This is a genomic window from Winogradskyella sp. MIT101101 (genome assembly GCF_047126865.1).
In the GTDB taxonomy this organism is placed as follows: Bacteria; Bacteroidota; Bacteroidia; order Flavobacteriales; family Flavobacteriaceae; genus Winogradskyella; species Winogradskyella ouciana.
This window is the reverse complement of sequence record NZ_CP138982.1, coordinates 396,035-418,052: the sequence shown is the minus strand read 5'-3', so window position 1 is coordinate 418,052 and position 22,018 is coordinate 396,035. Positions and strand designations below refer to the sequence as shown.

Here is a 22,018-nt window from a genome sequence, read left to right as displayed (position 1 = left end):
AAAGAGAAATACACATTTTGAACATTATAATTATCAATTACGGTGCAGGAAACATCAAGAGTATTCAATTCGCTTTTCAGCGTTTGGGTATAGATGCCATATTATCTCATAATCCAGATGAAATAATAAAAGCAGATAAAGTCATTTTTCCTGGTGTTGGTGAGGCAAGTTCAGCAATGAAAATGCTTAAGGAAAGTGGTTTGGATAAATTAATTCCACAATTAAAACAACCAGTTTTGGGGATTTGCTTGGGCATGCAATTGATGTGTAATTATACAGAAGAAGGTGATACCAAAGGACTTGGTATTTTCAATACAAATGTAAAACGCTTTTCAAATAATGTTAAGGTCCCTCAAATGGGTTGGAATACCGTTAAGAATCTAAAGTCAGATTTGTTTAAAAACATAAGTGAAGGAGACTATATGTATTTGGTACATAGTTACTATGCAGAGAGTTGTACTGAAACCATTGCTACTTCAGATTACGAATTGGAATATGCTTCAGCATTAGAGAATGACAATTTTTTTGGAGTGCAGTTTCATCCAGAGAAATCCTCTAAAGCAGGAGAGCAATTGCTTAAAAATTTCCTGAATCTTTAATTTCAAGATTATCCCCTTAAGGGGACTTTAAGGGTGTTTAGAAAATAAAAAGAAATATTAACTAAAATAAGATTTCTGCCTTTGCAGAAAGTAGACATGAGAATAATACCAGCAATAGATATCATAGATGGCAAATGTGTTCGTCTTACCAAAGGAGATTTCGACACAAAGAAGATATACAATGAAAACCCTCTAGAAGTGGCCAAGGCTTTTGAAGCTTCGGGTATTGAATATTTGCATCTAGTTGATTTAGATGGAGCTAAAGCTAAGCATATAGTAAACTATAAGGTTCTAGAACAAATTGCTTCTAAAACAACACTAAAGATTGATTTTGGCGGTGGTTTAAAATCTAATGAAGACTTAAATATAGCTTTTAATTGTGGTGCTAGACAGATTACAGGTGGCAGTATTGCTGTAGATGATAGAGAAACTTTTGAAGGCTGGTTGTCTAAATACGGACCGCAAAAAATAATTTTGGGAGCAGATAGTAATGACGGTAAAATTGCCATTAATGGTTGGCAAGATAATAGTAAAGAGGAAGTTGTTTCGTTTATAAAAGATTATCAGAGAAAACGTATTAAGTACGTAATATGTACAGATATTTCAAAAGATGGAATGTTAGAAGGTCCTTCTCTTAATTTGTATAAGACTATAATAACAGAATGTAGTAATAGTAGTGGAGCTCAATCCATAAAACTTATAGCATCTGGTGGAGTTTCTGGCATTAAAGATTTAGAAGACTTAGAGGCTATTGGTTGTGAAGGTGTGATTATAGGAAAGGCCATTTATGAAAACAGAATCGGTTTAAAAAAATTAGAGAATTTTATAATTAATAATTAAAATATTCCTTCCCTTTGGGAAGGCTAGGATGGGCTTATGCTTACAAAACGAATCGTACCATGCTTAGACATTAAAAACGGAAGAACTGTAAAAGGAGTCAATTTTGTTGATTTGCGTGATGCAGGTGATCCAGTAGTTCTGGCTAAACAATATGCCGACTTAGGTGCTGACGAACTGGTGTTTTTAGATATTTCTGCAACTCAGGAAAAACGCAAAACCATGCACGATATGGTGTTAAAAGTCGCAGAGCAAGTTAATATACCATTTACGGTTGGAGGTGGAATTTCATCGGTTGAAGATGTAGATGACTTATTGCATTGTGGTGCAGATAAGGTGTCAATAAACTCGTCGGCAGTAAAGCGTCCGGAATTAATCAATGAGCTTTCTGATAAATTTGGAAGTCAGTGTATAGTCGTAGCAATTGATGCCAAGAAAATAGGAGAGGAGTGGATTGTTCATTTAGCTGGAGGAACTATTCCGACAGACCTAAATCTCTTCGACTGGGCAAAAGAGGTTGAAGAACGAGGTGCTGGGGAAATCCTGTTTACCTCAATGAATCACGACGGAACAAAAGCAGGATTCGCAAATGAGGCATTGGCCAAACTATCAGAATTGGTAAATATTCCGATTATAGCTTCAGGAGGAGCAGGAACGATTAAACATTTTGCAGATACATTTATATACGGAAAAGCTGATGCTGCATTAGCTGCAAGCGTGTTTCATTTTGGTGAAATAGCAATTAAGGATTTAAAAGAAGAATTAAAACTAGAAGGTATTCCTGTTAGGTTATGACTAAATCAAATCAATTTTCTGTCATCTTGAGCGCAGTCGAAAGAAGAAAATTGATCAATACTAAAAGCACTTCGACTGCGCTCAGTGTGATAAAAAACAAAAAAATGAACATAGATTTCAATAAAAATCCAGACGGATTAGTACCAGCAATCATTCAAGATGCTAAAACCAAAAATGTACTTATGTTGGGCTACATGAATGCTGAAGCATTTGAAAAAACAAAAGCTTCTGGCTTAGTTACGTTCTTTAGCAGAACTAAGAATAGACTTTGGACAAAAGGCGAGGAAAGTGGTAATGTATTAAATCTCGTAGATATTAAATTAGACTGCGATAACGATACGCTTCTTGTATTAGTAAATCCAAACGGACCGACATGCCACAAAGGATCTGACACCTGCTGGAATGAAGAAAACAAACAGTCTTATGGATTCCTTACGACATTAGAAAATACAATCACCTCAAGAATTAAAAATGCCGATTCCCAAAAATCTTATGTAGCATCATTATTTGCCAAAGGAATTAATAAAGTCGCTCAAAAAGTAGGAGAGGAAGCAGTGGAAGTAGTAATTGAAGCTAAAGACAATAATGATGACTTGTTTTTAGAGGAAAGTGCCGACTTGTTATTTCACTATTTAATGTTGTTACAAGCAAAAGGGTTTAAGCTTAATGATGTAGAGAAGGTGTTAAAGTCACGAGAAAAGTAATTAGCGAGTAAAGGTCATTGTAGAAACGACATTACCTTCTTTATCATAATATGTCCATTCTCCAATAGGACGTTTCCAATGCGTGTATTGACCTTTTGATTTGATGCTCCCGTCTTCATAATAGAATGTGATAGGGCCCTCAACACGATTGTCTTTATAGGTGCCTTCACACACTTTTCTTCCGTAAGGATCAAAGTCTATCCATTTTCCATTGCCAATACCATCTACATATTCTTGCATAGTCATATAATTACCATTATCATATTTTCCATATAACACACCTGTAAAAGGTTCGTCTGATCCTACTTCGTAATATTTTGAACCGTATTTATAGGCTTTTTGGTATGTGTCGCTCATAGCGACCAACTTTTTTACTTCTGCCTCTTGAGCGCATCCAAAATTAAACAGTATTAAAAAAATGGTGAATGATAAAATAGTTTTCATGGTAATGTTTTTTATTAATTACACATTAATAATAGATTTGGATGAGTTAATTCATAATTTCCTAATATAATTTCAAAATTATAAATGTCACTTTGCTATCTTCAATAAAATAACGTTCTTGTTAAAATGTTTGACAAGCGTTTTTACTACCTCATAAAAATACAATACTTAGGCTATCGTTTTCATGGTTGGCAAAAACAACCCGATGTAAAAACGATTCATCTAATGATAGATAGAACCTTGAAGTATATTCTTGGTGAAACGCGATTTAAAACTTTAGGTGCAGGTAGAACGGATGCCATGGTTTCGGCAAATGAAGCGGCTTTAGAACTTTTTATTTACAATGAACCTATTGAAGATTTTGATGAATTCTTGGAGCTCTTCAATCACAATTTACCTCAAGACATAAGAGCATTGTCTATTGAAGAAGTTAATAAGGACTTTAATGTTATTCAAGATTCTAAAGTAAAGGAATACCATTATGTTTTTTCAGAAGGCCAAAAAAACCATCCATTCTGTGCTCCAATATTAACGACAATTTTAGAGCCTTTAGATGTTGAGCTGATGCAACGAGGTGCTAAACTGTTTGAGGGCACCCACAATTTTAAAGCCTATTGCTACAAAGCCACAAATAAGGGTGAATATACAAGGACAATAGAGTCTTCAATTATTGTAGATAACGATATCTACGTTGCAAATTTTTTCCCAAAGAAGTCATATGTATTCAAAATTAAAGGAAAGGGTTTTATGCGTAATCAAATCAGACTGATGTTTGGTTGTCTTATAAAATTGGGTAGAGGAGAGGTAACTCTAGACTATATTAAAAGTACGTTGCAAAATGACAGTACTGAAGTGATGAATTATATTGCTCCCGCATCAGGCCTAATTTTACATTCCATCAATTTTGAATAAAAAAAGGAACTAGTAAAAACTAATTCCTTTTTAATTTGGTTGGTTATTTTTCTAATTGATCCAACGCTTATTAGCGGAATGCTTCGCAAACCAAACCAGAAAAGCAGCAAAAACAATTATTATGTAAGCCATTATCTTGTTCGCACTGAAGTCTACTCCATTTAAGTCGGCGATAAATAAGAAATAGATCATCTGTATAGTTGCAGCTATAAATGAAAGTATTAAGAATAACTTTGCTGTTTTTTTTCTAATTAACAATAATAAACAACCTAAGGCGCCAGAGAAAACTGCTATAGCAAATAGGGCTGTGTACCAGGCAGGTAAATTATTCATAACTTCAAGCTGATCAGTGGTATAAGTATCTGTGTAAGCTGCTGTTTCGTATGCTTGACTTAAGTAACCATGTACACCCATTCCATTCCAGATAAGTGCAATAACACTGACAATCCAAAACCAAATTGGAGGTTTGTTAACTGATGTTGTCATAATAATATTGATTTAATTTAGTTAGTTTTTAGCAGAATTATCTACCATTAAGAATAACAATTTATGAAAAATTTTTAGAACGTTATTTGTTAATCCAACTTCAATAAACAAAAAAAAGGGTGAAATAAAATTTCCACCCTTCTTTAAATACCATTTATATATAGTTAATCTACTACATGTAATTTTGGTTCCTTGTCAACAAATTTGCCGTTGACAGATTCTCCTAGAATTATAACTTCTTTTGATCGTTCGTACATCTTTATAGCGCGATGCATCTGTAATTTGGTGCCACTATAAAGCTTAACACCTGATTTTGAACCTTTGTTGCGGATTTCAATATAATATCCGTCTTTTAACTTTGTTGGTCTTGTTGCTGGTCTACCCATAAAATAAATGTGTGTTTTAAAAGTTGTGCATAATACTGAAAATTCTTTCAACATACAAGTTTATTTTTAACTATTCCAAACTGAGATATTAACATGTTAAATCACTTTAACAATTAGTGCTTTCATTAACAAAACTTTAAGTTAATAAAACAGGCACATCGTTAAACCTTGTTAAGTCGCTTGACAGGCTCTACAGTAACCATATATTAATATTTAGTATATGTTTAACCAAAAACAAAATTCATATATGAACTATTTAAATATAAAAGACGAAAAACTATTACCAACAGTTGTAGAGCTAAATACATTATTGGCGGATTATCACATTTACTATCAAAACCTTAGAAATTTTCATTGGAATATTTTAGGTGAGAATTTCTTTGAACTGCATGATAAATTCGAAGAATTATATACAGATGCAAGAGTAAAAATAGATGAAATAGCAGAACGTATATTAACGTTGCGCTACCATCCATTGAGTAAACTTAAGGATTACTTAAAATCAGCATCAATTGAAGAGGCAACTTCAAAATTAACAGATAAAGAAATGGTAACAACAATTTTAGACAATCATGGCAAATTATTATCACAGATGTCTAAAGTCATAGACAAAGCGGAAAATGCTAAAGACGAAGGAACCATAGATCTAATAGGAGCTTACATTAGAGAATTAGAAAAAAGTAGTTGGATGCTAGATGCCTTTACAAAAGAAACCGCATCACAATTAAATGAGAGCGTTTTAGAAGCATAAGAGTTAAGACTTTCTAAAAAAAAGTAGTTAATTGAATAAAATATTAACAAACAAATGAAAGAACAATTTAATGAAGCCCTCGGTAATCTTATTGAAAAGTTACAAGGCTGGTTTAATACAACCATAGAATACATACCTAATTTTATTTTAGCAATTTTAGTAATGGTAGCAGCTTTTTTTGCTGCTAGATATATAAGCAAAATTGTAGGTAAATTGGTATCTAAGAAAATTGAACAAGATTCAATTAAAAATGCCATAGCAAGAGTATCTGCTGTTGTAGTTGTGGCCTTAGGTTTATTTATAGCCCTAGGAGTAATGAACTTAGGTAAAGCATTAACCTCATTGCTTGCTGGTGCTGGTGTTGTAGGTTTAGCTATAGGTTTAGCATTACAAGGCACTTTGGCCAATACATTTGCAGGGCTAATACTGTCTTTTAGAAAGAAAATTCGTATCGGTGACTGGGTAGAAACTACGGGATATTCTGGTGAAGTAATGGATATCAATTTAAAAGATTTTACTCTAAAAGAATCAGATAACAATATCGTTGTCATTCCTAATAAGACCATTTTAGATAACCCTCTTAAAAACTACTCACTAACTACAAAGATGAGAGTCTTTTTAGAATGTGGTGTAGGGTATGAGTCCGACCTTGAAAAAGTAGAGCAGTTGACAAAGGAGGTAATTGCAAATACTTTTGACCAGGTTGAAAAACCTGAGGACGTAGAGTTTTACTACACTGAATTCGGTGGTAGTTCTATAAACTATCTTTGCAGATTTTGGATTGATGCCGAAAGTATGCTAGAGAAGCTAAAAGCTAAGACCAAAGCTATAATTGAGATTAAAAAAGCTTACGATAAGGAAGATATTAATATCCCTTTCCCTATAAGAACACTACAGTTTGACAATCAACTAAATATTGAGACTCCAAATAATAAAGGGGATTTTAACAAAAATTAAAGAATTAACGATTTGTTCTTAGAAATAAGCTAAAACTAATTTGATAAGAGCAAACGCATTCGCTATATCATTACGATATTAGCTACGTAAGGTTCTGAAAATCAGAACAAATTAAAATACTAATCATTTAAAGCTATAATGATATGTTACGTTGGACAATCACATTTGTAATTATTGCAATCATCGCCGGAATTCTAGGATTTGGCGGCATAGCAGGAGCATCTGCAGGAATTGCGAAAATCTTATTTTTTGTATTTCTAGTACTATTTATAATTTCACTTTTAAGAGGCTCCACTAAAAAAGTCTAGAGAAAATCTTTCTGGAATAATTATTAGTTTAACTAAAAATAAAATAAAACATGAAATTTAAAATATTTGCATTGGCACTTGTTGCTTTCGTTGGCATGCAAGCCCAAGAAAAAAAAGAAGAAACAGACAAAACGAACAAAGATAAAATGGTTGTAACTAAAACCAAAATCATCAACGTTATGGAAAATGGTGAGATGGTGCAGAAAAAAGTTATGATCAAAACTACTAAAGAGCAAAAAATAAAGACTGATCCAAGTTATGAGGGTACTATTAATGCACCGAGAGTTTTTCCTGCAACTAAGGTATCAAAAGTAATTTATATTGATAATGATGAAGATCCATTTTATGATAGTCAATCAGAATTAACTTTTTACCAGCACGATGGAAAAACCTACGCGTTCAATCCGACCGATACAGGTTTCGAAATTAGTGAAAAGGAGTCTAATGAGACTTTAGCAAATGCTAGATTCTCTAATAATGCCGACGTATATCTCTTAGAAACAGGAGATTATTCAGGAATTGGATACTTTAGAAACGGTATGTTCGTAATAGAATATTACGATGATAAAGGAACGTTGATCGTTAAAAAATTTAACGATAGTAAGCTGTAATCAGTACCATTATGTATTTGCAAAAGCCATCAAGTTGATGGCTTTTCCTTATTTTTATGCAAACCGAAAAATCCATGAGCACAACTATACCAAAAGAAACCCTTATATTTTTTAAAAAGCTAGCTACGAACAATGATAGAGATTGGTTTAATGAACATAAACCAGAGTTTAAAGCTATTGAGACTAAGGTGAAAGCGGCTTATAACTATTTGGGCGAGTTGATGAATTCGCATGATCAGATTGAAAAAATAAAAATCTTTAGAATCTATAGAGACGTACGGTTTTCTAAAAACAAATTACCTTATAAAACTCATTTTGGTGGTTCGTTCGCAAGGAAAAAACCAGAATTAAGAGGTGGTTATTATTTGCATATTCAGCCCAATGACGAGTCGTTTATAGCTACAGGTTTTTGGGAACCAAACAAAGAAGACCTTTTGCGTATTAGAAAAGAGTTTGAAATGGATGATAGCGAGATGCGAACTATCCTAAGTGATAAAGCTTTTAAAGAAACTTGGGGCGGATTTGTTGGCGATGAACTAAAGACAGCACCAAAGGGATTTGATAAAGAGCATCCAGCGATAGATTTAATCCGTAGAAAGCAATTCATCTTTACAAAGAAATATAAAGACAAAGACGTTATTGCTGAAGGTTTTTTAGAAGAGGTCAATGACGATTTTAAAAAAATACGACCTTACTTTGATTATATGAGCGATGTGCTCACCACTAATCTTAATGGTGAATCTTTGCTTTAAACAGCCTGTAAAACTTTTGGTTTTGTAAAAAGCTGAACGCTGTCAATAAGGCGTTCTTTTACAATATTCATCATGCGCTTGTTCAATGCAGATGAATTTTCAATGTACAGCGCATATTCCTCTGTGGTAAATTGACCTATAATCATTCCTTTTACAGAGTTTCTAAACTTCATATCCTTATGTATGGTATTGTCAATATAAGCCAACTGTTTCTGCAGTGTTAAATCGTAAAATACATTCTTACGCTTAACAATATAATTGTTGAATACGGCAACGATCAAATCGTGCTGCATTTTAATAATCGGACGCAGTGTTTTATTCTGAAATAACTCTTCAGAACTCATAGAATCATAAATTTTTGCAGAAAGAATAACAGGTCTAATGGCCAGTAGATTTTCAGTTCGGGTTGACATGGTTAAGTAATTTATTTAATTCGGAATTAAATTTAAGTATTAACTTACAGCTATAGCTTTAAGCTCATTTATGTTGTTAACGGTGTTATTAACATTGATGATTTTAGGATAGGAAAATCCTATATCTTTTAATTCATAAATAGCCTTTTAACTTTATCTTTGAGTAAAACTTTTAAATATGAAATTCGGAAGTGTTGATAATCCAGGTGATATTGATTTTACCTTACCGCCAGACCATCCTGACACCTTAAAGACCTTGCGGAAAAACCCATCGGACAAGTTTAATGTGTTTGTTGGTTGTGCTAAATGGAATAAAGCCGATTTAAAAGGTTTTTACCCAAGAGGCACAAAAGATGAACTGGAATACTATTCGCGTCAATTCAATTCCATCGAACTCAATGCTACATTCTATAGAATATTTCCACCAGAACAGTTTGAAAAGTGGTACGATAAAACACCAGATAATTTTAAGTTTTTTCCAAAACTGAGTCAGGAAATCAGCCATTGGAAACGTCTCAACGAGGACATCAATCCAGTTGTAGACAACTACCTTAACAGTGCCATCAATTTAAAAGAAAAGTTAGGCTGTATATTTTTACAAATGCACAGCAACTTTGCACCTAAGGATTTTGATCGTGTGGTGAATTTTACTGAAAGTTGGCCAAAAGAAGTACCATTGGCTATTGAGTTTAGACACACAGATTGGTACAATGACAAAACCATTGCTAAAGATTTATATCAATTGCTTGAAGAAAACAATATTTCCAACGTAATTGTAGATAGTGCAGGCAGAAGAGATTTAATGCATATGCGATTAACCAACTCTAGAGCATTTATACGCTACGTAGGTGCCAACCATAAAAGCGATTACACCAGATTAGATGATTGGGTAGAACGTTTAAAAATTTGGAAAGACAATGGCATTGAAGAAATAGATTTCTTTGTCCACCAAAACATTGAAAAAGAATCACCTTTGCTTTCAGCCTATTTTATAAAACAACTTAATGACAATTTAGGAGCGGAGCTAAAAATACCAAATGATGGTTCTGATCCACAACAAACACTACTTTAAATAGGTTACTTTGTACTAACTACTTAATACTAATTACTATTGATGAGATTCCATACCAGAAAATGGGTAAAACCCGAAGACCTAAATCCCAATGGCACCTTGTTCGGAGGGCAATTGTTAGCTTGGATAGACGAAGAAGCTGCTTTATACACAATTATTCAATTAGAAAACTCCAAGATAGTCACCAAGTATATCTCAGAAATCAATTTTATGGCATCAGCCAAAAAAGGAGATATCGTTGAGATCGGCATCGAGGTCACCAAATTTGGCAAAACATCTATTACCATGAAATGTGAAGCCAGAAACAAGATGACAAGAGAAACCATCTTAACTGTAGATAACATTATTATGGTTAACCTTGGTGAAGACGGCAAACCTGTACCACATGGTAAAACGGAAATTGAGTTTGTTAAGGATCGATTAAAAAATGGTTAAGCTTGTGGGTTTAATGAGAGCTCATAAATCTCAAGACCAAAGTATTTAACAGAAGCTAAAACATGATCAAAAATATCTCCGATAATATATTCATAGTTCACCCAGCGCTGGTCTTTACTAAAGGCATAAATTTCCATAGGGATACCTTGTGGAGTAGGCTCTAACTGTCGTACCATAAAAGTCATATCTTTGTTAATGGCAGAATGATTTTCAATATAGGTCTGTAGATACTTTCTAAACACACCAAAATTGGTGAGATTTACACCATTGATAAGCAAAGATTTGTCGGCACCACTTTCCTTATTTTGGGCTTCTATTTTTGTAGAAATGGAATTTAGATAATCGGTTACCAATTGAATCTTCTTCAATTCCTCGACATCCTCCGCAGTTAAAAATCTAATGGTTGAAACCTTAACAATTACGGAACGTTTAATGCGTCGTCCACCAGAAGCCATCATTCCTCGCCAGTTCTTAAACGAATCCGAAATTAAGGCATAGGTAGGTATGGTTGTAATGGTCATATCCCAATTCTGCACTTTTACTGTTGCCAAATTGATTTCTGTAACATCACCATCAGCGCCATATTTTTCAAAAGTGATCCAATCGCCAATACGCACCATATCGTTAATGGAGACTTGGATGCTTGCCACAAAACCAAGGATGGTATCCTTAAAGATCAAAATAATAACAGCGGATGCAGCACCAAGAGACGCAGCAAATTTTAGGAATGAAATCCCTGTGACTATGGCTATAATGGAAAATAGTCCCAATAACCATGCAAAAATCATAAAGACCTGTATATAACTATCAACAGGTTTGTCCCGATATTGTGGTAAGGTTTTTAAATAGTCTCTAATAGAGTGAAGAAGTCTTCTAATGATTTGTAGCGCCAGCACTATCGCGATAACTTTCAATGTGTCTTCCACTATTGATTCTGTAAATTCAAAATCGAAAAAAACCTGAGGCACAAATTCAATTAAAATGATGAGCGGAATAATATGTGCAACTGCTCTAGGAAGCTTATTTCGGATTAAGATATCATCAAAATCGGTTTTGGTACGTTTAGCGACTCCTGAAGAAAATTTCCAGAGTAATCGCTTGGTGACGTAATCCACAACAAATGCTATTAACAAAAGTGCCAATAATAAACCCAGCATATTAAGATAGATGGCTGTGGTTTCAGAAAAACCCTTGTCTATCAAAAAATCGTAGATAAAATGTTTAATGTTTTGCATTTGATTTCCTTAAGAATTTCTTTTCTACATAAAATGTGGCAAAAGGAATGATAGAAGCCAGTAATACAGTGCGCAATGTTCTATTGTTCCATTTCATATCCTTACTGATGAGAATCGCTAATATGATGTAAGCAATAAACAATAAGCCATGTGGCATACCCAATAATTTTACATACTGCGGATCATTGCCAAAATATTTTATAGGTGTTGCTACAAATAATAAAAGGATATAAGAAACCCCTTCGAGTAAGGTAACAATTCTAAAAACAGGAAGTAGCTTTAACATAATTTCATTTTATGCAAAAGTACTTTAGAATGGAGGAATAACCATAGTATTTTAACAGCTTTTAAGAAATAAATTGCAACTACGATTCAATTATTTATCTTTAAAGTCTCAACTAAAAAACACTTATCCCAATATGAAAAATTTCTTCGCCATAACGCTTTGCACATTAGTCGTTTTTTCATGTGCTACAACTGAAAAAGCATCTAAATCAAAAACACCACAAGCAGCAACGGCAAATGCACAAACACCAAAAAAGAAAAACGGAAAAATTAAGGATTATGATAAGGTGATTACCAAAGATGCCAAAACTGACGAAGGGTTGTTCGATGTGCATTTGGTAGGGGAGAAGTACTATTACGAAATACCAGTGGAATACCTTAATACGGATATGCTATTGGTGAGCAGATTAGCAAAATTGCCTTCAAATTTGGGTGGAGGCTATGTAAATGCTGGTACAAAAATTAATACCCGAATGATCAATTGGGAACGCTTTAAGGACAAAATACTCATAAAGGAAAAGTCATCTAGCGCTGTAGCTGCAGATAGTTTGCCAATTAATGTGTCGGTTAGGGCTAATAATTATGAGCCAACATTATATGCGTTTGATATCGCGGCATTTTCTAAAGACTCATCTGCTATAGTGATTGATGTTACTAAATTTTACGACTCAGACGTTAAAGCAATTAGCGGCTTGCCTTCGTCCTTTAGAAAGCAATATAAGGTGCGAAGTCTTGATAAATCCAGAAGTTTCATTAATTCTGTGAGGAGCTATCCTGAAAATATCGAAGTCGTTCAGGATTTTACCTACAACGCAGCCGAACCGCCAAGTAACTCTAGTGCTGAGACCATAAGTATGCAAATTAATCAGTCCATGATTTTATTGCCAGAAGAACCAATGCAACCGCGTTATTTTGATGAGAGAGTAGGTTGGTTTACACTCAGTCAATACGATTATGGAAGTGACGAACTTAAAGCAGATAGAAAAACTTACTTAAGACGTTGGAAATTAATTCCAAAAGACATTGAAGCTTATAAAAGAGGTGAGCTTGTGGAGCCTGTAAAACCGATTGTGTATTATTTGGATCCTGCGACTCCTGAAAAATTTCGTTCATACATGAAGGAAGGTATAGAACTATGGCAAACAGCATTTGAAGCAGCAGGCTTTAAAAATGCCATCATCGCCAAAGATCCGCCAACCAAAGAAGAAGACCCAGAGTTTAGTCCAGAAGACATTCGTTACTCGGTAGTACGTTACGTAGCAAGTACGACGCGTAATGCCACAGGACCAAGTGTCTCTGACCCTCGAAGTGGTGAAATCATAGAAAGTGATATTATTTGGTATCACAACCATTTACGCTCTTACAGAAACCGTTATTTATTAGAAACTGGTGCAGCAAATCCATCTGCAAGAACACTGAATACTCCAGATGATGAAATCGGTGAAATGATGAAAATGGTAATTGCGCACGAAGTTGGGCATACCTTAGGTTTACCACACAACATGAGTGCCAGTTATGCCTATGATGTTGAGAGTTATAGAGATGGTGACTTTACCCAAAAAAATGGTATCGCAGCAACCATCATGGATTACGCACGCTATAATTACATTGCACAACCAGGTGATGAAAATATTAGATTTGTGAGACAATTGGGACCTTATGACGATTATGCCATCAATTTTGGTTACCGCTATATCCCAGAAGCAAATTCAGCTGACGATGAAAAAGAAATATTGAATCGTTGGATTATGGAAAAAGCTGGTGATCCAAAATATAAATTTGGCAAACAAAGTAGCCGTTTTGACCCAACTGCACAAACTGAGGATATTGGCAATAATAGCATAAAAGCCAGTACATACGGCTTAAAGAATCTAAAATATGTTGCTAAAAATTTACCAAGCTGGACAAGTGATCAAACCGATAATTATGAAGATTTAGAGGAACTTTACGGAGAGCTACTTGGAGTATGGAGTCGCTATGTTGGCCATGTGGTTGCCCATGTCGGTGGAGTAGTAGAAGACACTAAAAATCCGTCACAAGAGGGTATGGTTTATAATCCTGTAGATAAAGCCTATCAAAAGGATGCGATTAAATGGTTGCATAAAAATGCGTTTGAAACACCTGAGTGGTTAATCGATAGATCAATTCTTCAAAATATAAACTATGCAGGATATACTGAGCAACTAAGACGCTTGCAAAGCCGTCACCTGAACAATTTATTGAATTTTGAGCGCATTGGCAGACTTATTGATCATCATACCATGGATGGTGATAATTATTCTGCTTTAAATATGCTTAAAGATATACGTTTAGGCTTATGGAAAGAGACACGCTCTGGAGCTAACGTATCAGTTTTTAGACGTAACTTACAGCGCGTTTATTTAGATAGAATGGAGTACCTAATGACAGAAAAATTAGACCCTAGACGTAGCAGACAGTATTTTGATGTTAATCAGTCTGATGTAAGGGCTTTGGTAAGAGGAGAGCTTAACCAATTGAAACAAGTATTAAATTCAGCAGTTAGAGCATCGGTTAACACTGAAACCAAATACCATTATAGAGATTGTATAGAAAGAATTAATAACCTTTTTGAACCAAAATAAAATGAAAAAATATTTATTCATACTAACACTATTGTTCGGATTTACGGCGACAAGCCTAAGTTGTGCCCAATCTAAAACAACACAAAAAGAGAAGTTTCAATCTACATACAATGAGATGAAAGCTTTGGTACAGTCCAAAGATTATAAGTTTGTCGGAGATTTTGTGTACAATAATAAAAAGAGAGAGAAATTAGATAGTGCTACGAATAATATAGCTGTAAACCAAAGTGAAGTTTCAGGATTTGCATCTGCTTTATATGCTAAAGATGAAGCAATTAATGTTAATGGGAAAATTACAAATTACAATGTTAACTTTGATGATGATGCCCAAGAAATAGCGATTGAGTTTACTGTAGATGACATAAAAGTTTATATAGACATAAAACCAAATGGTAATGCATTTTTAGCCATAAAGTCTAGTGTTAATAACATTACGCAGGTCGGTAAAGTACAAAGTAGATAAAATTGTATATTTGCCACAAGTTTATTGAAGATACCACACCACACTAGTAACATTTTCTACGTTATCTTTTCTGGTTTTTAATACGATTCATTGTTAAGTAAATTAACTTGTTTGCATTATATATTTTCATAAGCAAGCATATATTAATTTTTAAAACAACGAATGGGTAGATCACAACAGACATTTAGTAAAAGCGAAAAAGAAAAAAAACGATTAAAAAAGCGAGAGGAAAAGCGTAAGAAGATGGAAGCGCGCAAACTCGAAAAAGAAGAAAGCGGAACCACAGGTATTCCTTTGGCATATGTGGACCACAATGGAAACCTTACGGACACTCCACCAGATCCTTCAATGAAAATCAAGGTAAAAGCCAAAAACATTGTACTTGGCGTACCTCAAAAAGAAGATTCTGACGAAGAATTTGACCCAGTTAGAAATGGTAAAGTGTCATTTTATGATAGCTCTAAAGGGTTCGGATTTATTATAGATACAGAAACTAACGAAAAGCATTTTACGCACGTCAGTAATATTATAGACGATATTGTTGAAAATGATAAAGTCACTTTTGAACTTGAAAAAGGACAACGTGGCATGAATGCCGTGAAAGTAAAAAAAGCATAACAATACACTTTGAAAATAACATAAAGCCATTATCTTAGATAGTGGCTTTTTTACACCCAACAAGTTTATGAATCCAAGAATAGTTACCATACAAGAAAAAAAACTCATTGGCATGAAAAGCCATATGCTAAGGCATCAGATGGAAAGTATTATTGCGCTTTGGAAACAATTTATGCCTCGAAAAGAAGAAGTTGGTAATTGGGTAAATGATGAGTTAATTGCTATGCAAGAGTATAAGGATTTTGGTAATTTTAACCAGCCTTTTGATATATGGGCATGTGCCGAAGTTAAAGAAATCAAGAATATACCAGGAGGTATGATGTCTTACACCATTCCCAGCGGTTTGTACGCTGTCTTCCTTCATAAAGGCATGGATGCTGGTGCAACGTATCAACGCATCATGACGGAATGGCTACCGAATTCTGGGCATCAAATCGATGATAGACCACATTTTCAAATTATGGGAGCGAAGTACAAAAACGGAAGCCCAGACTCTGAGGAGGATTTTTATGTGCCAATTATTGAGGGCAGTAACTTATAAGATTCCTATTTAGCATCAAGTAAAACATCGGAATAAAATTTAAAAACTCACCCGATAATCACAACCAACTTTGTAATTACTACAACCAAAAGCGGTTTTACCTTTTAATATTTTACCTGTTTTACATTTTGGGCATGCATCACCAGCTTTTACAACTGCTTTCTTAGTGGTTTGTTTGGGCTCTAGCTTTAGTTTAAAAGCATCATCAAAGCGTAATAAACCTTCAGTGGATTCACCATTTATCTTAAACCCTTTTAAGTTTACGGTAGAACCTTTGCTCAATAACCGAATGTACTGATTTTCAGAAATGGTTTTCTCGCCAAACTTAAAAGGCAATGTGAAATCACAAGACTTACCATAAAGGCTACAACCGTAAGCCGATTTCCCTTTTATAAGCTGACCAGATTTGCACTTTGGACATTTACTGCCCACTAAATTTTTAGCTTTTGTTTTTCCTTTCGATTTCGACTTCGATTTTCCTACGGGTTTATTATTTACTGCAGAAATCCGTGTTTGCACTTTCTCACTTCTCACTTCATAAACCAAGGCATCAACCATGCGTTTCATCCCTTTAATAAAGGCATTGGCGCTAATTTTACCTTTTTCAATATCCTTTAATTGCTTTTCCCAAGTTCCGGTTAATTCGGCAGATTTTAGCAATTCATTTTGTATGGTGTCAATAAGTTGAATACCAGTTATCGTAGGTAATATCTGCTTTTTGTTGCGTTTTATATATTTACGTTTAAACAGCGTTTCAATGATATTAGCACGTGTTGATGGTCTGCCAATACCATTCTCTTTCATTAAATCCCGTAGCTCATCATCATCTACTTGCTTGCCAGCGGTTTCCATGGCACGTAGGAGAGAGGCTTCTGTATATTGTTTTGGTGGCTTGGTCTGCTTTTCTAAAAACGAAGGCTTATGTGGTCCTTTTTCACCTTTGACAAAAGTTGGTAATATATTATCTTTTGTCACACTGAGCGCAGTCGAAGTGTCTTGTTTCTCAAATACAACACGCCAACCTTTGGATAAAATCTCTTTGCCTGTGGTTTTAAAATTGACATCAGCTGCCTTTCCAATGACTGTTGTGTTAGAGACTTTACAATCCTCATAAAAAACTGCTATAAAACGCTTTACAATAATGTCATAAACTTGTTGCTCATTGTATTGCAAATGGGTCTGTATTCCGGTTGGGATTATAGCATGGTGATCGGTTACTTTTTTATCGTTAAATACCTTAGCAGACTTCTTAATTTTTTTAGTTAATAAAGGTGCTGTAAAGTTCGAGTAATCAGTAAGTTTAGATAAAATACCTTTTACTTTTGGATACACATCATTTGGTAAAAACGTGGTGTCAACTCTCGGGTAAGTAACCGCTTTTTTTTCATATAACTTTTGAGCTATTTTTAAGGTCTCATCTGCCGAAAACCCAAACTTAGTATTGCAATACACTTGCAAACCTGTAAGGTCAAATAGCTTTGGAGCATATTCAGTACCTTTCTTTTTGGTGATGGAAACAATTTCAAACTCGTGCTCTTTTACCTTGTTGGCTAAAATCTCGCCATCTTCCATCTTAAGAAATCGACCTTCTTCATAACTAAATAAGGTGTCTCTATATAAGGTTTGTAGTTCCCAATAAGGCTGTGGTACAAAGTTTTCAATCTCTTTAAAACGATTTACCAACATGGCAAGAGTAGGAGTCTGTACACGTCCTACCGAAAGTACCTGTTTGTAACCACCATGCTTTACAGTATATAATCGTGTAGCATTAATACCAAGAAGCCAATCTCCTATAGATCGAGAAAATCCAGCATAATACAGATTGTCATAATCCTTTGAGGATTTCAGATTTTTAAAACCTTCTTTTATAGCTTCTGTGGTTAAGGATGAAATCCATAAGCGTTGTACCTTACCTTTGTAGTTAGCTTCATTAATCACCCAACGCTGAATCAATTCACCTTCCTGGCCAGCATCACCACAGTTTATAACAACTTCGGCTTTATCAAAAAGTGATTTTACAATATTGAATTGCTTTTTTATACCTTCATTATCAGCAACCTTAACCTGAAATTTTTCAGGAAGCATCGGCAAGTTGTTCAAGTCCCAGCTTTTCCAATACGGTTTGTAATCTACAGGTTCATATAAGGTACAGAGATGTCCAAAAGTGTAAGTTACCGCATAACCATTACCTTCAAAGTAACCATCACGCTTGGTGTTGGCTCCTAATACTGCTGCAATTTCTCTTGCTACACTTGGTTTTTCGGCTATACAAACTTTCAAAAGGAAGCTAATTTAATGAAGCCACAAAATAAAGAAAATTAAAGCTCTAAAATCAATTTCTGACCGATTTTAAGCGTCGATGTGCTTCGGATTTTATTTGTCCTACAAATCGCCGCAATACTGGTATGGTTACGTTTAGAAATACGCGATAAAGTATCACCTGGTCTTACCACATAAACTTTGCGTTCTTTTTCTAAACTCGCTAAAGCCTCTTCTTTAGTTGTAAAAAGCGTAAGCTTTGCTAAACCTCTTGAGCTATGGTAAAATGGCCTGGTCCATTTTCGGGTGACCCAAATGTCTTGGGATCTTATAGCATTGGTGTCATCAAATTTAAACAAGTATTCCGGATGAATATATTCTCCCTTGTAATTTGCTACAAAGTGTAAATGACTTCCGGTAGAACGGCCTGTATTTCCTCCTTTGCCAATATATTCGCCTTTAAACACGGTATCATTTGCTTTTACTGCAATATGTGATAAATGGGCATAAGTCGTTTCTAATCCATTAAAATGTCGTACCACAACAGTTTTGCCATGCCCACGACTATATCTTGCAAATCGCACAATGCCATCGAGTACAGAAACTACAGTGTCACCTGTAATTAAATCGATATCAATACCTTTATGCGGACGTCCTCTGCGCCAACCATAACGAGAGGTTATTACTTTTTTACGCTGAATAGGCGAGGCGTAAGTAGAATCGTTAAACGTTAACTGAATAGGGAATTCTTCAACGTTATCTTTATAAGGATTGTAAACTGTGGTGTCCCAATATTCTGCTTTTATGTCAATATTAGCCTCAGAATTGCTCTCCTCAACGAGTGGAATTTCAATATTGGGTGTTGCTAAACCTTTACTGAAATCAGCTACAGGTAAACTTAACTTTATGGTTTGTGGATTGGTTTTTTCTTGTGCTTTAGCGGTTATAACGCCTAGTATTAGGGTAATACAGAAAAATAAATGCTTCATTAATAAAAAATAATATTGTAATCGAGAACGTAAAAATACTATAAATAGTATTTACTTTTTTTGGTAGATAAATACGTTATCAACAATGGCGTAGATGTTAAGAATTGCTAAGCTCTTGTTAAAGTATTGCAATAGTCTAATGAGATAGCTATATTATTTTTTATAAAATTTAAAAGAAGATGATTTTAAAGCGATTGATTTTAATAGCCATAGTTGTATTATTTAATTGTAACAATTCAGTCAAAGCTCAGGCACCTGATGCTGTGAAGAAAACATTTCAGGCTAAATACCCTGGAGAAAATGATCCAGATTGGCATAAAGACTCTCATGGTTATTACGAGGCTAATTTCAAAATAAATGGTATTAAATATAGAGCCGATTTTAAAGCTGATGGTACTTGGGTGGAAACCGAAACCAGTATTGATGAAGATGATCTGCCAGATGCCATAAAAAAAGTCATTAAGGAGAAGTTTGATGATGAAAAAATCACCGAAGTAGAAAAAGTAGAAAGTGCTACGAAAGGCTTGTTCTATGATGTAGAGTTTAAGCGAAAAGGAAAAAACAAAGATGTGGAGTTTAGAGCAGACGGCACTATTTTGAATTAATTCTCAATAACACGTTGGGCATTATGAGTGAATTTCGTTAAAAACAATTGAAATTTCAAGCTTTTTGCCTCTTGTCCTAAAGGATGAACTTGAAATTTCATCGATATTCCCTTAAGGGATAGGGCAAAAATCGATGAAATGTTAATAACGCACAACGGGTTCCCAATAGTATAATTTTAAAAGCATCAGAGTATGATGCTTTTTTTATGCCTTAAACTATTGTAGATTTGCAACTCCAAAAAAGCAATAATATATAGCATGTCCGAAACCAAACCAGTCATTCAAGAAAAGAAAACCGATAAGGAACTTTACGAATATCAACAAGGAGCCATTCAGCAGATATTCGATAAGTTTGACAACGCACCAGACGATTACCACTTACTTTATCAATTGCCAACTGGTGGTGGTAAAACTGTGATCTTTTCCGAAATGGTACGCCAATATCTTAAAAACCACGATAAGAAAGTTTTGGTGATGACGCATAGGATTGAGCTATGTAACCAAACCTCTAAAATGTTGACCAGTTTTGGCGTGACCAATAAAGTAGTGAACAGTAAAGCGAATTTAGACGACCAAGCTGAGTACTCGTGTTTTGTGGCTATGGTAGAAACGCTCAATAACCGTTTGAATGACAATATGCTGGATATCTCGGATGTCGGATTGGTAATTATTGATGAAGCACACTATAACTCATTTACCAAGTTATTTAAGTTTTTTGACAAGTCCTTTATTCTTGGTGTTACGGCAACGCCTTTAAGTTCTAATAAGGAACTGCCTATGAAGGATAATTACCAGGAACTTATCGCTGGTGAAACTATAGAAAACCTTATCGAAAATGAGTTTTTGGCACGTTGCGAAACGTATGCTTATGATATGGGACTAACCTCATTGGAAGTCGGCTCTAATGGTGATTATACCGTAAAATCCTCGGAAGATTTATATACGAGTCCGGCAATGCTTCAAAAAACGGTCGATGCTTATAAAAAACATTCGCTAGGGAAGAAGGCCTTGATTTTCAACAATGGTATTAATACTTCAATTAGTGTGTACTACGCCTTTAGAGAAGCAGGATTGCCAATAATGCACTTGGACAATACAGCGACCAAGAAACAACGTAAGCAAATATTGCAGTGGTTTCATGAAACACCAAATGCCATATTGACGTCGGTTAGTATTTTAACCACAGGTTTTGACGAGCCTACCATCGATACCATCATCTTAAATAGAGCGACTAAATCCCTGACTTTATACTATCAAATGATTGGTAGAGGCTCACGTATTTTGAACAATAAATCCAAATTTACGGTTATTGATCTTGGGAATAACCTTTATAGATTCGGACCTTGGGGAGCGGACTTGGATTGGCAATTGATTTTTAAATCTCCGAATTGGTATGCCGACCGCATTAAGAGTGATGAAGCCATTGAAGCTAATTTTAAGCACGAATTGGATGATGAGATCAAAGAAGAGTTTTCCAAATCTGAAGATACCTATTTTGATATCAAGCAAACCTATAAAGATGCTGTAGATGCTGGCGAATCTTCTAAAGTGGTTTTAGAACGTTCCATTGAGCAACATGCAAAAATTTGCATTGAGAATAGCGAGGATGTTTATGACGCCTTAGGTTTAGCTAAAATGCTTAAGGACGATATTAATATGCGTATTGAAATTTACGCTAAATGTATCAGTAAAAGCACACACAATTTCCTGAAATGGTTAAAGGACGATTATAAGAAAAAACTCAATTCTTACTTGCGTGCCAACTTCGATGAAAAGTTTGAAGAAATCCATGGACACCCACCTGAGGATTAATATTTTAAGATACTAATATTCAAATAGTTAAATAATTTAACATAAAGTATTAATTCATTGTTAAATCGAAGGATTCAACGTTAAGGTTTCTTAATTTATTTGACTTCATGCGTCATGTCTGTTATATTATAGTATAACCATAAAAC

General features: G+C 34.6%; 26 protein-coding genes. 18 read left to right on the top strand and 8 right to left on the bottom strand.

Going from position 1 to position 22,018, the window contains the following annotated elements:
- The first annotated feature begins 17 nt into the window (after positions 1–17).
- From hisH to hisIE, 4 genes are all read left to right on the top strand, one after another.
- Positions 18–599 (top strand): imidazole glycerol phosphate synthase subunit HisH, encoded by a 582-nt coding sequence (hisH, locus tag SIB89_RS01920; RefSeq protein WP_273290376.1) that lies wholly within the window; start codon positions 18–20, stop codon positions 597–599.
- Positions 600–695: 96 nt separating this feature from the next.
- Positions 696–1,439, top strand: coding sequence for a 1-(5-phosphoribosyl)-5-[(5-phosphoribosylamino)methylideneamino]imidazole-4-carboxamide isomerase (gene hisA / locus SIB89_RS01915; protein WP_412560937.1), 744 nt, complete (start codon positions 696–698; stop codon positions 1,437–1,439).
- Positions 1,440–1,475: 36 nt separating this feature from the next.
- Positions 1,476–2,231 carry an imidazole glycerol phosphate synthase subunit HisF gene (gene hisF, locus SIB89_RS01910; protein WP_412560936.1) on the top strand — a complete coding sequence of 252 codons (756 nt, stop codon included), beginning with the start codon at positions 1,476–1,478 and terminating at the stop codon, positions 2,229–2,231.
- A gap of 104 nt (positions 2,232–2,335) precedes the next feature.
- A complete protein-coding gene (hisIE, locus tag SIB89_RS01905; RefSeq protein WP_412560935.1) occupies positions 2,336–2,935 on the top strand; it encodes a bifunctional phosphoribosyl-AMP cyclohydrolase/phosphoribosyl-ATP diphosphatase HisIE in 600 nt (199 codons plus the stop codon).
- Here the strand turns inward: hisIE and SIB89_RS01900 are convergent, their stop codons facing one another.
- Positions 2,936–3,379, bottom strand: a complete 444-nt coding sequence (locus SIB89_RS01900; RefSeq protein ID WP_412560934.1) for a toxin-antitoxin system YwqK family antitoxin — start codon at positions 3,377–3,379, stop codon at positions 2,936–2,938.
- Positions 3,380–3,505: 126 nt separating this feature from the next.
- Between SIB89_RS01900 and truA the strand changes: the two genes are divergently transcribed.
- Positions 3,506–4,291 (top strand): tRNA pseudouridine(38-40) synthase TruA, encoded by a 786-nt coding sequence (truA, locus tag SIB89_RS01895; RefSeq protein WP_412560933.1) that lies wholly within the window; start codon positions 3,506–3,508, stop codon positions 4,289–4,291.
- Between the two features lie 51 nt (positions 4,292–4,342).
- On the opposite strand, the gene SIB89_RS01890 is transcribed toward truA, so the two are convergent.
- Together SIB89_RS01890 and SIB89_RS01885 are read right to left on the bottom strand one after the other, a co-directional pair.
- Positions 4,343–4,777, bottom strand: a complete 435-nt coding sequence (locus SIB89_RS01890) for a hypothetical protein (RefSeq protein WP_412560932.1) — start codon at positions 4,775–4,777, stop codon at positions 4,343–4,345.
- Positions 4,778–4,941: 164 nt separating this feature from the next.
- Entirely contained in the window at positions 4,942–5,163 is a 222-nt protein-coding gene (locus SIB89_RS01885; protein ID WP_155087696.1) for a hypothetical protein, read from the bottom strand.
- 247 nt (positions 5,164–5,410) lie between these two features.
- Between SIB89_RS01885 and SIB89_RS01880 the strand changes: the two genes are divergently transcribed.
- The 5 genes from SIB89_RS01880 (at position 5,411) to SIB89_RS01860 (ending at position 8,542) form a co-directional block, all read left to right on the top strand.
- A complete protein-coding gene (locus SIB89_RS01880; RefSeq protein WP_412560931.1) occupies positions 5,411–5,914 on the top strand; it encodes a Dps family protein in 504 nt (167 codons plus the stop codon).
- A 54-nt stretch (positions 5,915–5,968) separates the two neighbouring features.
- A complete protein-coding gene (locus SIB89_RS01875; protein ID WP_412560930.1) occupies positions 5,969–6,871 on the top strand; it encodes a mechanosensitive ion channel family protein in 903 nt (300 codons plus the stop codon).
- A gap of 143 nt (positions 6,872–7,014) precedes the next feature.
- A complete protein-coding gene (locus SIB89_RS01870; protein WP_155087464.1) occupies positions 7,015–7,179 on the top strand; it encodes a DUF1328 domain-containing protein in 165 nt (54 codons plus the stop codon).
- A gap of 50 nt (positions 7,180–7,229) precedes the next feature.
- Entirely contained in the window at positions 7,230–7,790 is a 561-nt protein-coding gene (locus tag SIB89_RS01865) for a hypothetical protein (protein ID WP_412560929.1), read from the top strand.
- A 74-nt stretch (positions 7,791–7,864) separates the two neighbouring features.
- Entirely contained in the window at positions 7,865–8,542 is a 678-nt protein-coding gene (locus SIB89_RS01860) for a DUF2461 domain-containing protein (protein WP_412560928.1), read from the top strand.
- Here the strand turns inward: SIB89_RS01860 and SIB89_RS01855 are convergent.
- Complete coding sequence (locus SIB89_RS01855) at positions 8,539–8,955, bottom strand: glyoxalase (RefSeq protein ID WP_412560927.1); 417 nt, start codon at positions 8,953–8,955, stop codon at positions 8,539–8,541. The genes SIB89_RS01860 and SIB89_RS01855 overlap by 4 nt on opposite strands.
- 178 nt (positions 8,956–9,133) lie before the next feature.
- Here SIB89_RS01855 and SIB89_RS01850 point away from each other — a divergent pair, with 178 nt between their 5' ends.
- Both SIB89_RS01850 and SIB89_RS01845 read left to right on the top strand, forming a co-directional pair.
- Positions 9,134–10,027, top strand: a complete 894-nt coding sequence (locus SIB89_RS01850; RefSeq protein ID WP_412560926.1) for a DUF72 domain-containing protein — start codon at positions 9,134–9,136, stop codon at positions 10,025–10,027.
- A gap of 42 nt (positions 10,028–10,069) precedes the next feature.
- Positions 10,070–10,462: an acyl-CoA thioesterase gene (locus SIB89_RS01845; RefSeq protein ID WP_412560925.1), complete on the top strand. Its 393-nt coding sequence runs from the start codon at positions 10,070–10,072 to the stop codon at positions 10,460–10,462.
- Here the strand turns inward: SIB89_RS01845 and SIB89_RS01840 are convergent.
- Complete coding sequence (locus SIB89_RS01840) at positions 10,459–11,697, bottom strand: mechanosensitive ion channel family protein (RefSeq protein ID WP_412560924.1); 1,239 nt, start codon at positions 11,695–11,697, stop codon at positions 10,459–10,461. The genes SIB89_RS01845 and SIB89_RS01840 overlap by 4 nt on opposite strands.
- Positions 11,684–11,983 carry a DUF3817 domain-containing protein gene (locus SIB89_RS01835; RefSeq protein ID WP_155087472.1) on the bottom strand — a complete coding sequence of 100 codons (300 nt, stop codon included), beginning with the start codon at positions 11,981–11,983 and terminating at the stop codon, positions 11,684–11,686. The genes SIB89_RS01840 and SIB89_RS01835 overlap by 14 nt, the downstream gene beginning before the upstream one ends.
- 133 nt (positions 11,984–12,116) lie before the next feature.
- On the opposite strand from SIB89_RS01835, the gene SIB89_RS01830 reads away from it, so the two are divergent.
- The 4 genes from SIB89_RS01830 to SIB89_RS01815 all read left to right on the top strand — a co-directional run bounded on the left by SIB89_RS01830 (position 12,117) and on the right by SIB89_RS01815 (position 16,207).
- Entirely contained in the window at positions 12,117–14,585 is a 2,469-nt protein-coding gene (locus tag SIB89_RS01830; protein WP_412560923.1) for a zinc-dependent metalloprotease, read from the top strand.
- 1 nt (position 14,586) lies between these two features.
- A complete protein-coding gene (locus SIB89_RS01825) occupies positions 14,587–15,048 on the top strand; it encodes a DUF4251 domain-containing protein (RefSeq protein ID WP_412560922.1) in 462 nt (153 codons plus the stop codon).
- 162 nt (positions 15,049–15,210) lie between these two features.
- Positions 15,211–15,666 carry a cold-shock protein gene (locus SIB89_RS01820; RefSeq protein ID WP_412560921.1) on the top strand — a complete coding sequence of 152 codons (456 nt, stop codon included), beginning with the start codon at positions 15,211–15,213 and terminating at the stop codon, positions 15,664–15,666.
- 67 nt (positions 15,667–15,733) lie between these two features.
- Positions 15,734–16,207 (top strand): GyrI-like domain-containing protein, encoded by a 474-nt coding sequence (locus SIB89_RS01815; protein WP_412560920.1) that lies wholly within the window; start codon positions 15,734–15,736, stop codon positions 16,205–16,207.
- A gap of 39 nt (positions 16,208–16,246) precedes the next feature.
- Here SIB89_RS01815 and SIB89_RS01810 read toward each other — a convergent pair whose 3' ends face one another.
- Both SIB89_RS01810 and SIB89_RS01805 read right to left on the bottom strand, forming a co-directional pair.
- A complete protein-coding gene (locus SIB89_RS01810; protein WP_412560919.1) occupies positions 16,247–18,487 on the bottom strand; it encodes a DNA topoisomerase 3 in 2,241 nt (746 codons plus the stop codon).
- Positions 18,488–18,525: 38 nt separating this feature from the next.
- Positions 18,526–19,455: a peptidoglycan DD-metalloendopeptidase family protein gene (locus tag SIB89_RS01805; protein WP_412560918.1), complete on the bottom strand. Its 930-nt coding sequence runs from the start codon at positions 19,453–19,455 to the stop codon at positions 18,526–18,528.
- A gap of 179 nt (positions 19,456–19,634) precedes the next feature.
- On the opposite strand from SIB89_RS01805, the gene SIB89_RS01800 reads away from it, so the two are divergent.
- Positions 19,635–20,060, top strand: coding sequence for a PepSY-like domain-containing protein (locus SIB89_RS01800; protein ID WP_412560917.1), 426 nt, complete (start codon positions 19,635–19,637; stop codon positions 20,058–20,060).
- Between the two features lie 258 nt (positions 20,061–20,318).
- Complete coding sequence (locus SIB89_RS01795) at positions 20,319–21,872, top strand: DEAD/DEAH box helicase (protein WP_412560916.1); 1,554 nt, start codon at positions 20,319–20,321, stop codon at positions 21,870–21,872.
- Positions 21,873–22,018: the final 146 nt, after the last annotated feature.